Origin of the sequence: Rarobacter incanus, assembly GCF_006715765.1 — a bacterium.
In the GTDB taxonomy this organism is placed as follows: Bacteria; Actinomycetota; Actinomycetes; order Actinomycetales; family Cellulomonadaceae; genus Rarobacter; species Rarobacter incanus.
In genome coordinates this window covers 1809587-1823796 of the sequence record NZ_VFNV01000001.1, presented here as the reverse complement: position 1 = coordinate 1823796, position 14210 = coordinate 1809587, and the positions used below count along the sequence as shown (strand labels likewise).

General features: G+C 67.2%; 13 protein-coding genes. 5 read left to right on the top strand and 8 right to left on the bottom strand.

Annotation, left to right across the window (positions count from 1 at the left end):
* Positions 1 to 27 precede the first annotated feature (27 nt).
* Positions 28 to 1212: an AI-2E family transporter gene (locus FB389_RS07530; RefSeq protein WP_142112414.1), complete on the bottom strand. Its 1185-nt coding sequence runs from the start codon at positions 1210 to 1212 to the stop codon at positions 28 to 30.
* A 128-nt stretch (positions 1213 to 1340) separates the two neighbouring features.
* Between FB389_RS07530 and cobA the strand changes: the two genes are divergently transcribed.
* Genes cobA through FB389_RS07510 form a run of 4 tightly spaced genes read left to right on the top strand, consistent with a single transcriptional unit; the run spans position 1341 to position 6154 of the window.
* The gene (gene cobA, locus FB389_RS07525; protein ID WP_142112412.1) at positions 1341 to 2102 is read left to right on the top strand and encodes a uroporphyrinogen-III C-methyltransferase; all 762 of its coding nucleotides are present in this window, start codon (positions 1341 to 1343) and stop codon (positions 2100 to 2102) included.
* Positions 2099 to 3874, top strand: a complete 1776-nt coding sequence (hemC, locus tag FB389_RS07520; RefSeq protein ID WP_142112410.1) for a hydroxymethylbilane synthase — start codon at positions 2099 to 2101, stop codon at positions 3872 to 3874. Before cobA ends, hemC begins: the two co-directional genes overlap by 4 nt.
* A gap of 1 nt (position 3875) precedes the next feature.
* The gene (gene hemB / locus FB389_RS07515) at positions 3876 to 4856 is read left to right on the top strand and encodes a porphobilinogen synthase (protein ID WP_142112408.1); all 981 of its coding nucleotides are present in this window, start codon (positions 3876 to 3878) and stop codon (positions 4854 to 4856) included.
* Positions 4853 to 6154 (top strand): glutamate-1-semialdehyde 2,1-aminomutase, encoded by a 1302-nt coding sequence (locus FB389_RS07510; protein WP_142112406.1) that lies wholly within the window; start codon positions 4853 to 4855, stop codon positions 6152 to 6154. The genes hemB and FB389_RS07510 overlap by 4 nt, the downstream gene beginning before the upstream one ends.
* Before the next feature lie 29 nt (positions 6155 to 6183).
* On the opposite strand, the gene FB389_RS07505 is transcribed toward FB389_RS07510, so the two are convergent.
* From FB389_RS07505 to FB389_RS07490, 4 genes are all read right to left on the bottom strand, one after another.
* Positions 6184 to 7419: a glycoside hydrolase family 3 N-terminal domain-containing protein gene (locus FB389_RS07505; protein WP_170207928.1), complete on the bottom strand. Its 1236-nt coding sequence runs from the start codon at positions 7417 to 7419 to the stop codon at positions 6184 to 6186.
* A gap of 69 nt (positions 7420 to 7488) precedes the next feature.
* Entirely contained in the window at positions 7489 to 8202 is a 714-nt protein-coding gene (gene purQ, locus FB389_RS07500) for a phosphoribosylformylglycinamidine synthase subunit PurQ (protein ID WP_142112402.1), read from the bottom strand.
* The gene (gene purS, locus FB389_RS07495; RefSeq protein WP_142112400.1) at positions 8199 to 8456 is read right to left on the bottom strand and encodes a phosphoribosylformylglycinamidine synthase subunit PurS; all 258 of its coding nucleotides are present in this window, start codon (positions 8454 to 8456) and stop codon (positions 8199 to 8201) included. Before purS ends, purQ begins: the two co-directional genes overlap by 4 nt.
* A gap of 55 nt (positions 8457 to 8511) precedes the next feature.
* Positions 8512 to 9492: a phosphoribosylaminoimidazolesuccinocarboxamide synthase gene (locus FB389_RS07490; protein WP_142112398.1), complete on the bottom strand. Its 981-nt coding sequence runs from the start codon at positions 9490 to 9492 to the stop codon at positions 8512 to 8514.
* 1 nt (position 9493) lies between these two features.
* Here FB389_RS07490 and FB389_RS07485 point away from each other — a divergent pair, with 1 nt between their 5' ends.
* The gene (locus tag FB389_RS07485) at positions 9494 to 10177 is read left to right on the top strand and encodes a hypothetical protein (RefSeq protein WP_142112396.1); all 684 of its coding nucleotides are present in this window, start codon (positions 9494 to 9496) and stop codon (positions 10175 to 10177) included.
* Here FB389_RS07485 and purD read toward each other — a convergent pair.
* The 3 genes from purD to FB389_RS07470 all read right to left on the bottom strand — a co-directional run bounded on the left by purD (position 10174) and on the right by FB389_RS07470 (position 14052).
* Positions 10174 to 11439 (bottom strand): phosphoribosylamine--glycine ligase, encoded by a 1266-nt coding sequence (purD, locus tag FB389_RS07480; protein WP_142112394.1) that lies wholly within the window; start codon positions 11437 to 11439, stop codon positions 10174 to 10176. The two genes, FB389_RS07485 and purD, sit on opposite strands and share 4 nt — an antisense overlap.
* Positions 11440 to 11450: 11 nt before the next feature.
* The gene (locus FB389_RS07475) at positions 11451 to 12653 is read right to left on the bottom strand and encodes an ROK family transcriptional regulator (protein ID WP_142112392.1); all 1203 of its coding nucleotides are present in this window, start codon (positions 12651 to 12653) and stop codon (positions 11451 to 11453) included.
* A gap of 112 nt (positions 12654 to 12765) precedes the next feature.
* Positions 12766 to 14052: an adenylosuccinate synthase gene (locus tag FB389_RS07470; RefSeq protein ID WP_142112390.1), complete on the bottom strand. Its 1287-nt coding sequence runs from the start codon at positions 14050 to 14052 to the stop codon at positions 12766 to 12768.
* Between the last annotated feature and the right edge of the window lie 158 nt (positions 14053 to 14210).

Below are 14210 nucleotides of genomic sequence, written 5' to 3'. Positions count from 1 at the left end.
CGACTCCATGCAACGGCGTCGCCCCCGCTAGGCCTTGCCCTCGTCATCGCCCTTCGCGACGCTTTGGTCTGCGCCGCCTCCCGTTTGCACCACCACGGGCCCCGTCTGGTTGGGGTCGTGCAGCATCTCCGAATCGATGAGTTCGTGCCGCCTGATGTACGTCGACATGCCCGCCTGGATGACGGCCGCGATGGGCAAGCCCAAGAAGGCACCTATCGCGCCGAATACGGAACCGAACGCGATCACGACTATGAACGCAACCGCCGGGTTCATCTCGAGTGCCTTTGCCGAGATCTTGGGCTGCAAAAGCAGGTTCTCGACCTGTTGGTAGGCAATGAGGAACCCCAGGATGATCACTGCCTTAACCCACCCTTGGCCGGCGAGCGCGACCAGCACCGGCAGCGCGCCACCGATGTAGGTACCGATGGTTGGGATGAACTGCGACACGATTCCCATGAAGAGCGACAGCGGCACCGAGTACGGCGTTCCCAGGATCGTCAGGCAGGCGAAAGTGGCCAGGCTGGAAAACAGGGCCAAGATCAAACGCGAGCTGATAAAACCCGACACCTTGTCCTGCGTGATCTCCCAGAACCGCAAGACCTCGGTTTGTTGTTCCGCCGGGAGGAAACCGCAGATGGAGGCCCGGAACCTCGGCCCAGCGGCCATGAGGTAGTAGGTAACCAGCATGATCGTCATCGTCGCGAAAATGCCAGACACCACGCCGGTTCCGATCGCCAACGCACCGGACGTCACGTCGTCGCCGAATCGCGTCATCGCCTGCGATAGCAGGTCGCTGGTTTCGGGAATTTTCAACCCGAACTTTCCGTCCAGCGAATCGCGCAGATTCTCAAGGATTTGCGGCGCCTGCTTCGAGAACTCCATGACCTGCTGCACCAGAAGCTGCCCGAACAACGCCGTGATGATCAATGCAACCAGCACGAACCCAACCAGCGATGCGGCGGCCGCCCGGCCCCTCTTCCACTTGTGTTTGACCAGCCACAGAACGACCGGTTCGAGCGCCAACGACAGGAAGAAGGCGAGCAACAGGTACACGCCCAACGTGGTCAAGGAACCCAGCGCGTGCCAAGCGAATATGCCCACAAAGACGGTGATGACAGCCATCAGCAACGCCTTCGGAAGCCATCGCGGCGGGGTCGAAGACGCGCCCGATCCGGGCCGGGCGGGCGGGATAACGGGAATCGGCTGAGTCATGGTCCTAACCTAACCCAGATTGCCCAAAGGGCAGACAGAATACGCAAAGGCGACACAAAAGCGGCACAATAATGCTGTTCCAGGCATCCGCACTCGGCTGCCAACTACACCGGGAGGACCACACAGCCATGACCGAACGGCCCCCGTACGGAACCGTGACCCTAGTCGGGGGCGGTCCCGGGCCGGCCGATCTCATCACCGTCGCGGGGGCCCGCGCCCTGCGGCACGCGCAGGTGGTGCTCTACGACCGCCTCGGCCCCACGGACGATCTCGGCGAGCTCGCCCCTCAGGCCGTTCTGCTCGACGTCGGCAAGCTCCCCGGCTACCACCGCGTACCGCAAGAGGCAATTAACGAGAAAATCATCGAGTCCGCCCGCGCCGGAAAAAACGTCGTGCGACTCAAGGGCGGCGACCCCTTCGTCTTTGGACGCGGCAGCGAGGAAGTGGACGCCTGCCTCGCTGCCGGCGTCCCGGTCGAAGTGATCCCCGGGATCACCAGCGCAATCTCCGTGCCGGGAAGCGTCGGCATCCCGGTCACGGCGCGGCAGGTGGCCCGCAGCTTCACGGTCGCCACCGGGCACGAAGCCTGGCCGCGGGCAACCGCGAGCGCCTACGGCGCGCTGGTTAGCGGCGGCAACACACTCGTGATACTCATGGGGATGTTGCTGTTGGCCAGCCACGTCCAGGCCCTCACGGCAGCGGGTGCCGACGGTTCGACTCCGGTCGCGATCATTCACGACGGCTTCGGCAGGAATCAGACCCACATCGTCTCGACGCTCGGACACGTGACCGGTGACGCAGCGGAACACGGCATCACATCGCCCGCGGTGATCGTCGTCGGCGACGTTGTGGGCGCGCTGGCGCAAAATACTGGCAAGGTTGTCCCGTGACGGCACACCGCGCTTTGCGCATCGGCACCCGAGGCTCGGCGCTGGCACGCGCCCAATCGGGCACAATAGCCTCCCTGCTCGGCGAAGCCGGGATAGCGACCGAACTGGTCGTGGTCTCCACGCGCGGGGATCGCAGCAACGCTCCGATCGAACAAATCGGCGGTGCGGGTGTATTTGTCAGCGGCGTCCGCGACGCGCTCATCGCCGGTCGCTGCGATGTTGCCGTCCACTCGCTCAAGGACCTGCCCGTAGCTCAACCGCCCGGGATCATCGTGGCGGCGATCAGCGCGCGGGTCGACCCGCGCGATGCCCTGTGCGCGCGCGACGGTCTGCCCCTCTCGCGGCTGCCCGCTGACGCCCGCGTGGGCACGGGATCGGCCCGCAGGCGGCTGCATCTGCTTTCCCGGCGCCCGGATCTGCGCGTTGAGCCGCTTCGCGGAAACGTCGATTCCCGCCTCCAAAAGGTTGCCGATGGCGAATTGGACGCCGTGGTCTTGGCGGTCGCGGGCCTCGCCCGCCTGGGCAGGATCGATGCAATAACGGACATTTTCGATCCGGTAGATGCACCCTACGCGCCCGGTCAGGGTGCGCTAGCGATCGAATGCCGGGCCAATGACGCAGCTTCGATCGCGGCACTGGCACGACTGGACGATGCCACGTCACGGTTGGAGACGACCGCGGAACGCGCGGTGCTGGAACGCCTCGATGCCGGATGCACCGCGGCGCTCGGCGCGTGGGCGCGGGCACACAATGATCGCGTCACCGTTCATGCCACGTTGTGGCGGGAAGCGGATGCCCCGCTGCGCGCGACGGCCACCGCACCAAGCGCCGCCGCGGCGGGGGGACTGGTCGCCGGCGCGCTGCTGGCCCAGGGCGCGGGCACGTGCGATGGAATTGGCGCGCAGTCGCCACCGCCCCCCGCGCCCCCGAACCCGGAAGCGCCCGCCGGCGGGGGCCGCGGGCCCGGCCGCGCCGTAGTCGACGCCCCCCTGGTTGCCGCGCCCATACCTTCCGACGGATCTGACCGCTGGTCGCAGGCGGTGCGCGCAGCGGGGGCCATCCCCGTGCCGATCAGGTTGCTGCGCACCGACTACCAGGCCCATGCGACGGCGGTGGCGGAACTCGTCGCCGATTTGGCGCTGGGGAAGTTCGACCAACTCTTTCTCACCAGCGCCCGGACAATCGAGGCGCTGCAACGCACCGGGGCGGATCTGCGCGATGCGCAGCGGCAGGGCGGTTTTGCGGTCGAAGTCATCGGCTCCGCCACCGCCGCCGCCGCGACGCGGGCGGGATTCGAAGTCACCCGCACGCTCAGCGGCGCCGCCGGGCTGTGGGAGGCGGACGGAACCTTGCGCGATAGCGCCCTCGATGCATGGCAATTGCGCCCCTCGTCTCGCATCGCGATACCGGCGTCCGCGCGCACGGCGGGCGCGATCGCCGCGGCGCTGGAAAAGCGTGGGCACCGTGTGCGGCGAATCACCGCATACCAAGTCGTTTTGTCCGAAACATCTTGTATCGCCGCCGACGAAGTATCATTGCAGCAACTGAATAAACCGCCGGATGCGGTCGTTCTGACATCGCCATCGAGCGCCCGCTCATGGGAGCGACTTCATCCCCTGTCCCGATCGGTCCCCGTCGTCGCGCTGGGCCCGGTCACCGCCCGCGCAGTATGCGAATTGGGAATGCCGCTCGCGGCGACTGCGGTGTCGCCCGACGCCATCGGCTTAGCCGCCGCCCTGAACCAGATTCTGCCGCCGCTCAGCAAGGAGTAACATGCCCATCGTCCGTCCCCAGCGCGCACGGACCTCCTCGGCCATGCGCGAACTGCTCGCGGATGTGCGCATCCACCCCCGCGATCTGGTGCTGCCCGTCTTCGTCAAGCAGGGACTCACCGAGCCCGTGCCGATCCCCTCCATGCCCGGGGTCGTCCAGCACTCCATTGCCAGCCTGCGCGAGGAGGTGCGCGCCGCGGCCGCGGCCGGCATCGGCGGCGTGATGATTTTCGGGGTGCCGTCGGTGCGCAATCGCCTCGGCTCTGGCGCAACGGACCCCAGCGGGATCCTCCCGGTTGCGATCCGCGCCGCCCGCCAGGAGGCCGGCGAGGACCTGGTCATTTTTTCCGACGTTTGTTTGGACGAGTTCACCGACCACGGCCATTGCGGCATTCTTGGCAAGAACGGCCACATCGATGGTGAGGCCACGCTGGCGACCTACGCCACCATGGCCGTGCTGCACGCCGGCGCGGGCGCGGACGCCGTGGGCCTTTCCGGAATGATGGACGGGCAGACCGCCCACGTTCGCCACGCCCTGGATGAGGCCGGGTTCACCGCCACCTCCATCCTGAGCTACACCGCGAAGTACGCTTCCTCCTTCTACGGTCCCTTCCGCGACGCGGTGGAATCGACACTGGTAGGCAACCGGCGGGCCTATCAGATGGATTTCGCGCGGCAGCGCGAGGCTTTGCGAGCCCTAACGTTGGAAGCAGCTGCCGGCGCTGACATGGTCATGGTCAAGCCCGCCGGTTCCTACCTGGACGTCGTAGCGAAGTTCGCGCAAGCGTCGGATCTGCCGGTCGCGGCCTATCAGGTCTCTGGTGAGTATTCGATGATCGCGGCCGCGGGCGCCAACGGCTGGATCGATGCCGACAGCGTCGCCGGGGAGTCACTGCTTTCGATCAAGAGGGCGGGGGCCTCGATCATCTTGACCTACTTCGCCTTGCAGGCCGCCGGGTGGATAGCCGCGGGAACTCTGTGACGGGACGCACCGCGAACCAACGACTGTTCGGTGCCGCGCGGGCGGTCCTTCCCGGCGGCGTCGATTCGCCCGTGCGCGCGTGGGGTGCCGTCGGCGGGGTCCCCCGCTTCCTGGTCAGCGGGCGCGGCGCGTACGTCACCGACGCCGATGGCGCAACGTATGTCGACCTAGTTGGCCAATGGGGGCCCGCACTGTTGGGGCACGCGCACCGGGAGGTCGTCGCTGCCGTGCAATCGGCGGCCGCTGCGGGGTTGGGCTTCGGCGCTCCCCACCCGCGGGAAACCGAACTGGCCCGATCCATCGTCGAGCGCATTCCCCCGGTCGAACAGGTCCGCTTCGTGTCTTCCGGCACCGAGGCGACCATGACGGCCCTGCGCCTGGCCCGCGCCGCAACGGGACGCGATCTCATTGTGAAGTTTGCGGGTTGCTACCACGGGCACTCCGACGGCCTGCTGACGGCGGCGGGTTCCGGGGTGGCGACGCTCGGGCTGCCCGATTCGGCCGGGGTTCCGGCGGCGGTGTCCGCAACCACGATCGTGGTCGATTACAACGATGCGCAGGCCGTGCGCGATGCGTTCGCCGCGCATCCGGGCCGCATCGCGGCAGTCATTACCGAAGCGGCGCCCGCCAACATGGGCGTTGTCCCACCGCGCCCCGGCTTCAACGCAGAGTTGCGCGCCATCACCGCCGCCGACGGCGCCCTGCTCATCTTCGATGAGGTGCTGACCGGATTCCGCGTCGATCCCCGCGGATGGTGGGGTTTGGAGGGTGCGGCCGAGGGGTGGTCGCCCGACCTCTTCACCTTCGGAAAGGTCATCGGGGGCGGCCTGCCGCTCGCCGCATTGGCGGGACCCGGGTCGCTCATGGGGCTCTTGGCGCCCGCTGGCCCCGTCTACCAGGCGGGAACCTTGTCCGGAAATCCCTTGGCAACCGCCGCAGGCTTGGCGATGCTCGGCCATGCTGACGATGCGGCGTACGCCCGCATCAACAAGGCCGCCTCCGCCATCGCCGCCGGGCTCCGCGAGGCGCTGCACGCTGCCGGCGTCGCGCACCGGGTCCAACGCGCCGGCAACCTCGTATCGTTGGCATTTCGCGAACACGCCCCCAAGAACTACTCCCAGGCGCGCGACCAGGAGCTTTTTCGCTACGCCCCCTTCTTTCACGCCATGGCGGATGCGGGCGTGCTGCTGCCGCCGTCCGCGCTCGAGGCGTGGTTCGTGTCGGCCGCCCACGACGATGCCGCCGTGGAACGAATCCTTGCCGCGTTGCCCGCCGCGGCGCGGGCCGCCGCGGGCTGATCGCCCCGAACCCGGTCCTACGCCGCGCGCTACAGCAGTTGCTTGGCGACGACCACGCGGTGGCACGACTGCGCGACCCGCCGGGCGAACGCGGGATCGGCCTTTGCCTTTGCCACCACCGCGTCGATCATCTCCGGGGCCGCGGACGGCAGAGCGGACACCAGCACCATATCCCCTCCGGCAGCGATGAAATTCACCGCCCGCTCGGCGGGAGTCCAGGCGGCGACGGCCTTCGCCGCCGAAACGTCGTCCGAGATTACCACCCCGGCGAAACCCAACTCGCCGCGCAGCAGGTCCTCGATCACGATCGGAGAGAACGCGGCGATGGTGTCCGGGTCGATCTTTTGGTAGGTGGCGGACGACACCATGACGAAGGGCGCACCGTCTTCGATGGCGGCGCGAAAGACCTGGACGGACGGCGACGATGCGCTCGTTTCTGTGTCAACTACGTCCGCGCTCACGTCCGTGTTGGCGGCCACTAGCCCCAGGCCGGGAAAGTGCTTGACCGTGTCCAAAACCCCCGCAGCGCGCATACCTCGCCCGAAGGCCAGGCCGCGCATCGCCGATTTTTGGCCATAGCCGTAATTGCGTTTGAACGCACCGATCGGAGGGTTATTTGCGGCGGCTGCCTTATTAGGCACAACGTCGAGCACCGGTGCGAGGTTGAGATTCACCCCCGCTGACCCCAGTTCCTTGCCCCAGATGGTCGCAAACTCTTGCAGGTCCCCTTCCGTTTCGCGGGATTGGGAGACCGCATCGGGAATGTCGGAAAAGCCGCTCCCGCGCAGTACCTGCACGTCGCCGCCTTCCTGGTCGGTGGCGACGAAGAGCGGCAGGTCCCGCGTGGTTTCACGCGAAACCAGCGCGGTCATTGTGTCCACTAGCTTCCGGGTGGCGGCGACGCCCGCCTGCGATCGACCGTGCAAGAAGACGTTCCCGACGTGGCGTTCCTCAATCGCGGAAACCGCCTGCGCGTCGTCGCCGGTCGCGGCCGCACCCACCATGAACAGCTGCCCCACCTGCTGCTCGATCGGCCATGCGGATACGTCTTCGAGGGAGGGTGCCGACTGCCCAGATATTGCTGCCGGGTCCGATTCCGTCGGTCCGTCCGTCGCGGGCGACGGCTGTTCGGTGGTGGTCTGCACGGGCAGGGACGAGTTCCCCGTCCCCCCGCCGATGGTTGCCTGCGACGTGGCGCTGGCCGCACGCTGCTGGGACGTGGCCGCGTAGACGCTAACGGCGAAGACGACCACGAATGCGAGCACACCGCCCAATGCGATCGCCGTCCGGCGCCGCCGTGGGGTGCGTGCACGCTTTGCCCACATGGGTACCCGCTACGACGCTACCAAGGAGGCGATGGCCGAGGTGAAGAAGCGCAAACCGTCGGTGCCGGTGCGCGAACCGTCCGCGGCCGTCGGGCCGAAGCCCGCCTCGACCGCGTGTTCGGGGTGCGGCATCAAGCCGACAACGTTGCCGCGCTCGTTCGTTATGCCGGCGATGTTGTGGCGCGAACCGTTGGGGTTGACGCCTTCGTATCGAAACACGATGCGCCCGGTGTCCTCGAGTTCGTCGAGCGTGCGCTGATCCGCGACGAACTGGCCGTCCTGATTCTTGAGCGGAACGGTGATTATCTCGCCCTTCGCGTATTCGTTTGTCCACGCCGTGGAGGTGTTTTCAACGAGTAGCTGCTGCTCGCGGCAGACGAAATGCAGGTGATCGTTCTTGATCATGGAGCCGGGCAGCAGGTGCGATTCGGTCAGTATCTGGAACCCGTTGCAGATACCGAGCACCGGCATCCCGCCCTGCGCCGCGTCGATCACGGCGCGCATCACCGGCGCAAAGCGGCTAATGGCCCCGGCGCGCAGGTAATCCCCGTAGCTAAAACCCCCGGGCACCACCACCGCGTCGACGGAGTGCAGGTCGTCGTCGCCGTGCCACAAACTCACGGCCTCGGCGCCGGCGAGGCGGACCGCGCGGGCCGCATCGCGGTCGTCAAGCGTGCCGGGAAACGTAATGACGCCGATGCGGGCCCCGGCCGCTGCGGTCACTTGTCGTCCTCCGCGATCGTGACAGCCACGACATCCTCGATAATCGGGTTCGACAGCACCTGCGCGGCGGCCTGGCGGGCGGCGAGCAGGACCTCGTCCGTGATTTCCCCCGTCACTTCGAGTTCGAATCGCTTACCCTGACGCACCGACGCGAACTGCGTGAAACCGAGTCGCGGTAGGGCACCTGCCACCGCCTTGCCCTGCGGGTCAAGGATCTCAGGTTTGGGCATGACGTCGACGATCACTCGTGCCACAGGGGGCTCCCTCTCAAAGTGGTGGGCGGTTTGCAACTATCCTACTCGACCGGGGCTACTGCGCCAGGGGCTGCCCGGTCAGGCGCTCGTAGGCCTCAAGGTAGCGCGCGCGGGTCCGCGCGACGACGACGGCGGGCAACGCGGGGGGCGTCCCGTCGGCCGCGCGATCCCAGCCCGAATCCGGGGAGGTGAGCCAATCGCGCACGAATTGTTTGTCGAAGCTGGACTGCGCGCGCCCCGGCTCCCACTCGTCGGCGGGCCAGAAGCGTGAGGAGTCGGGAGTGAGCACCTCGTCGCCGATCACGATCGATCCCGTCGCCGAGTCGATCCCGAACTCTAGTTTGGTGTCGGCCACGATGATGCCGCGGGAGCGGGCGATTTTCTCCGCGCGCTCGTAGACGGCGATCGATAGGTCGCGCAGCCGGGCGGCCGGCTCCTCGCCGATGCGGGCGGCCGCCTGCGCCAGGGAGATGTTCTCATCGTGATCGCCCAGCTCCGCCTTGGTGGCCGGGGTAAAGATCGGCGCGGGAAGCTTGGAGCCATCGGTGAGTCCGGTGGGCAGTTCGACGCCGCACACCTGCCCCGGCAGTCCCGCGGCCTGCGCGGCGCGGTATTCGACCAGGCCCGAGCCCGTCAGGTACCCGCGCACGACGCATTCGATCGGGAACATGTTCAGGCGCTTGCAAATCATCGCGCGGCCGGCGAACTGTGGCGGGATCAGGCCATCGGCGTGGGTTGTGGATACCTCAACGGATACGACGTGGTTGTCGACTATGTCGCTGATCTGTTCGAACCACCACAGGCTCAAGGCGGTCAGGACTCGTCCCTTGTCCGCGATTTCGGGCGACAGCGCGTGGTCGTACGCGCTGATCCGGTCGGAGGCGACGACCAAGACGACATCGCCGAGCGGATGCGCGCCGCCCAACAATTCGAGGTCGGGAACGTAAAGGTCGCGCACCTTTCCCGAGTAGGCGTGTGTCCAGCCGGACGGAGCGGTGTCATTCGATTCCGAGATCACCCCTCTAGTGTGGTCCATAGTGAGCGTGCGCAAAAATCCCGAAGCGAAGGAACGCAACATGGGCCTGGCAACCGACCCCGACAAGCCCCCGCGCGGGCAGGGGGATGAGTGGGAGGAATTGGCCGACGAGTTGGCCTCGCCCGCCTCCCGGCGCGCCGCGCGGTGGTGGTGGATCGCGGCGGGCGCGGTCGTCGCATCGTTGATCGCCGTCGCCTGGTGGGGGCCGTGGCGGGCGGGCTCCCCCGCGACGCCATCGGCCGCCGCAACGTCGCAGGCAACGCTCGATCCGGGCCTCATGGCTTCGCCCTGGCCGCAACGCGCGCTCGACGCCTTGCATACCGAACACGGCATCACTGCGCTCAGCCGCCTACTGCTCACCTCGACGCAGATTCAGGCAACGGGAAAGGCAGCAGACGGCGCCTGGCAGGACTACGTTTACGTCGAGGACACCGCGGTTTCGCTGGGCGACCCGCTTACCGCACCCACTTCGGCGAGCGCGTTCGCGCTGGCGGACGTCTCTGGTGGACAGATCGGGCGGGCCGTCGCCGACGTCATGGGCGATAGCCCGCGTCCGGTAGCCATCACGCAGGTCGTGGTCCAACGCGACACCGTGGCGCAGGGCAACCCGATCACCATCGAGGTCTACTGGCGAAACGCCGCTGGCTTGCAAGTCTCGCGCGTCGCCGCGCAAGCGGGGAGTTAGCCCAGCACCTTCGCGGCGATGTCCGATCGGTGCTGGGAGCCGGGCAGATCGATGAGGGCGACGCCCCGGTACGCGGCATCGTGCGCTTCTTGCAGAGTTGCGCCAACGCCAACCACGCTCAAGACGCGCCCGCCGGCCGACACCAAGCGGCCGCTCGGGTCAAGGGCCGTGCCGGCGTGCAAGACGTGCACTCCGGGGACGCGCGCGGCCGCATCCGTTCCCGTGATGGGGTCCCCCGCCCGGACCTCCCCCGGGTACCCGTGGGCGGCCACAACGACCGTCACTGCCGCCTGGTCCTTCCACTGCAACGCCGGGAGCTGACCGATGGTTCCGCGCGCGGAGGCCACCAGCAGCTGCGACAACGGGGTCTGGAGCCTGGAAAGCACCACCTGCGTCTCCGGATCACCGAAGCGCGCGTTGAATTCCACGACGCGCACGCCCCGGGAAGTCAGCGCCAGCCCGCAGTAGAGGACCCCCGCAAAGGGCGTTCCGCGATTCGCCATGGCGGCGATGGTCGGACGTGCCACGCGGTCCATGACGATTTCGGTGAGGTCGGCGGGCGCCCACGGGAGCGGGCTGTATGCCCCCATGCCCCCCGTGTTGGGACCCTGGTCGTCGTCCAGCGCGCGCTTGAAGTCCTGCGCGGCGACCAGCGGAACGACGTCCTTGCCGTCGCTGATGCAAAACAGCGACACCTCGGGCCCGTCCAGGTATTCCTCGATGACGACGCGGCCATCGTCCCCGCGGGCGGCGAGCGCGGCGCGCGCGTGATCGAGCGCGGCCTCGCGATCGGAGGTGACAATGACACCCTTGCCCGCGGCCAGGCCATCGTCCTTGACGACGTAGGGAGCGCCGAATGCGTCGAGCGCGTCCGCCACCTCGGCGATGGTGGTGCACACGTGCGCCAGCGCCGTGGGGACATCCGCGCCGGCCATGATTTCCTTCGCGAAGGCCTTGGAGCCCTCCAGCTGCGCCGCGGCGCCGGATGGCCCAAAGACATCGAAACCGGCCTCGCGCAGGGCGTCGGCGACCCCCGCCACCAACGGTGCCTCGGGGCCTATGACGACCAGATCCGGCGTTAGCTGCTTGGCCAACCGCGTAACCGCCGCAGGGTCATCGGCCTTCACTTCGTGCAGCACGGCGTGCTCCGCAATACCCGGGTTTCCGGGCGCGGCGTGCAACTCGTGGGCTTCCTGTTCGCCGGCGAGCGAGTGGACGATGGCGTGTTCGCGGGCACCTGAGCCCAAGACAAGGATCTTCACGAGGCAAGATTCTATCGGTCGCGCGTGGCGTCGGCGGCAGTGCGCTGGGAATCAAGCAGCACCACCGCATCGTCCACGGCCAGCGTCACCGCGCCCACGATTTCCGCACGCTGCCCAAGGCTTGCGCGCCGCACCGGGATGGTCGAAGCGATCGCGGGCTCGGCGTGCCGCATCATCGCCTGCGCCACCCCCTCGCGCACGGTCTCGTTTTCCGCGCCGAGGCGACCACCGAGAATGATCGTCTGCGGATCGAGGCAGTTCGCCAGGTCCGCGATGAGGCGGCCGATCGTCCAGCCCGCCTCCATGAGGATCCGCTCGGCGGCGGGATCGTGGCCAGGCGTGATGATCCTGCCCGATTCATCGATCGTCGATCGCGTCGCCATCGACAGCTGCCGCGCAACCGGCTCGATGCCGGCCAGCGCCTCCAAGCACCCCCGCGAACCGCAGCGGCACAATTCGGAGGAACCGGGAACCTTGATGTGCCCAATTTCGCCGGCGAAACCGCTGGACCCCGGGTAGATTTTCCCGTCGAAGATCAGCCCCGCACCGATTCCGCTGGATATCTTGATGTAGAGGGCGTCCGTGAGGCCGCGGGCAGAACCCACCCGCATTTCCCCCAGCGCCCCGAGGTTAGTGTCGTGTTCGAGCCGGACGCTCATGCCCAGGGCATTCTCGATGATCTCTTGCGGGCGCCCCTGCGCCCAGCTCGACCGCCGCATATTGGCACGCATGCCGCCGGTGCGCCGATCGATCGAAATGGGGATGCCGGCAACCGCGTAGATGACGGGGTTGCCCGCGCCCGATTCGTACAGCAACCCGTCGAGCATCACTCGCGCCTGCGCGCAGGCCCCCGGCGCGTCCTTATTGACGTCGTACGCGATCGTCCGCTCCGCCAAAACCCGTCCGCCCAGGTCGGCGATGGCGACGGTGACATGGGTGTGCCCGAAGTCAATTCCCACCACGAGCGCCGGCGGCGACTTGTAGATGATCTTGGAAGCCGGCCGGCCGCGCTTGGCTATCGGCCGCGAATCTTCCTCGACAATCTCGACGTCGTGGGTCTCCAATAACGAGTTGACCAGGTGAGCCACGCCGCCGCGAGAGAGCCCCAGATAGTCCATGAGCTCGTTGCGGGAGCACCCTCCCGCACGCCGAATGTACTCAAGCGCCGCCGCGCGATTACGCTGCCTGCCGGTCAAACCGTTTTCGCTACTCATCACTCTCGCCTGTCACCGCGTTGAGCCTCGAACAGCCCACCATTACCTAAAGAGAAGTCGGGATATCCTATCTATACTTTTATCAAATCTCCGAACCGACCCCGGCAAAGTCTCAGTCCACGAGGCTGTGGCGCTGCAAAGTCGCCTCGCGCCCCGGCCCCACCCCGATCGACGAGATGCGCGTGCCGGATAGCTCCTCAAGCGCAACGACGTAGTCGCGTGCCTGGCGCGGCAGGTCCGCGAACGAACGCGCCTGGGAGATGTCGCCCTCCCAGCCGGGGAACAACTCGTAGATGGGGCGGGCGTGGTGGAATGCCGACTGATCGGTCGGCAGGTTCTCGGTGCGCACACCATCGATGTCGTAGGCAACGCACACTGGAATCTGCTCGATGCCGGATAGCACGTCGAGTTTGGTCAGGACAAAGTCGGTGAGGCCATTGACCTGGGTGGCGTACCGCGCGATGACCGCGTCGTACCACCCGCATCGGCGCGGTCGCCCGGTCGTCGTCCCGAACTCACCGCCCACCGTCCGCAGCCGGTCGCCCCACTCATCGAATAGTTCCGTCGGGAACGGCCCCTCGCCAACGCGGGTGGTGTAGGCCTTGACGATCCCGATGACTCGGTCAATGCGGGTGGGGCCGACGCCGGAGCCCGTGCAGGCGCCCCCCGCGGTCGCCGACGAGGAGGTCACGAACGGGTAGGTCCCGTGGTCTATATCCAGCATGGTCGCCTGCCCCGCCTCGAACAGGACGGTCTTGCCCTCATCGAGTGCCGTGTTCAGGACCACCGCGGTGTCGGTAACCATCGGCCGCAACCTCTCGGCGTACTGCAGCAACTCGTCGGTAACCTCGTCCACCGATACCGCGCGACGGTTGTAGACCTTTACCAGCAGTTGGTTCTTCTGTTCGAGCGACCCCTCGATCTTCGCGCGCAGGATCTTCTCATCGAACAGGTCCCACATCCGCAGGCCGACCCGGTTGATCTTATCGGCGTAGGCCGGGCCGATACCGCGCCCCGTCGTGCCGATGCGGCGCTTACCGAGGAAGCGTTCGGTGACTTTGTCGAGCGTGCGGTGGTAGGAAGCGATGACGTGCGCGGAACCGGAGATGAGCAACCGCGATGCGTCCACGCCGCGCGCCGTGATCCCGTCCAATTCCTCGAACAGGACATCCAGGTCGACGACGACTCCGTTGCCGATCACGGGGGTCACATCGGGAGTCAAAATGCCGGACGGCAGCAGGTGCAGCGCGTACTTCTGCCCGTCTATGACAACGGTGTGCCCGGCGTTGTTTCCGCCGTTGAACTTGACAACGTATTCGACGCTGGATCCCAATTGATCCGTCGCCTTACCCTTGCCCTCGTCCCCCCACTGGGCACCTACGACAACGATCGCCGGCATGACACTCCCACCTTTGCTGCCGTCTGGTTGGCTACGTTGGCTCCGCGCACGGCGGCGGGCCACAGGGACCGGGCGGCAGCTCCAGGTCCTCGCCAAGTCTACCGAGCGGGAACGCCGAGTCCCTCTTCGTGGCCGAAAGTTCGAGAAAACTTCCGTAA

Bases quoted from the DNA above. Each gene is read 5' to 3' on its own strand.
- FB389_RS07530 (WP_142112414.1), bottom strand. From the start codon at position 1,212: ATGACTCAGCCGATTCCCGTTATCCCGCCCGCCCGGCCCGGATCGGGC.
- FB389_RS07470 (WP_142112390.1), bottom strand. From the start codon at position 14,052: ATGCCGGCGATCGTTGTCGTAGGTGCCCAGTGGGGGGACGAGGGCAAG.
- hemB (WP_142112408.1), top strand. From the start codon at position 3,876: ATGCCCATCGTCCGTCCCCAGCGCGCACGGACCTCCTCGGCCATGCGC.
- cobA (WP_142112412.1), top strand. From the start codon at position 1,341: ATGACCGAACGGCCCCCGTACGGAACCGTGACCCTAGTCGGGGGCGGT.
- FB389_RS07490 (WP_142112398.1), bottom strand. From the start codon at position 9,492: ATGGACCACACTAGAGGGGTGATCTCGGAATCGAATGACACCGCTCCG.
- FB389_RS07475 (WP_142112392.1), bottom strand. From the start codon at position 12,653: ATGAGTAGCGAAAACGGTTTGACCGGCAGGCAGCGTAATCGCGCGGCG.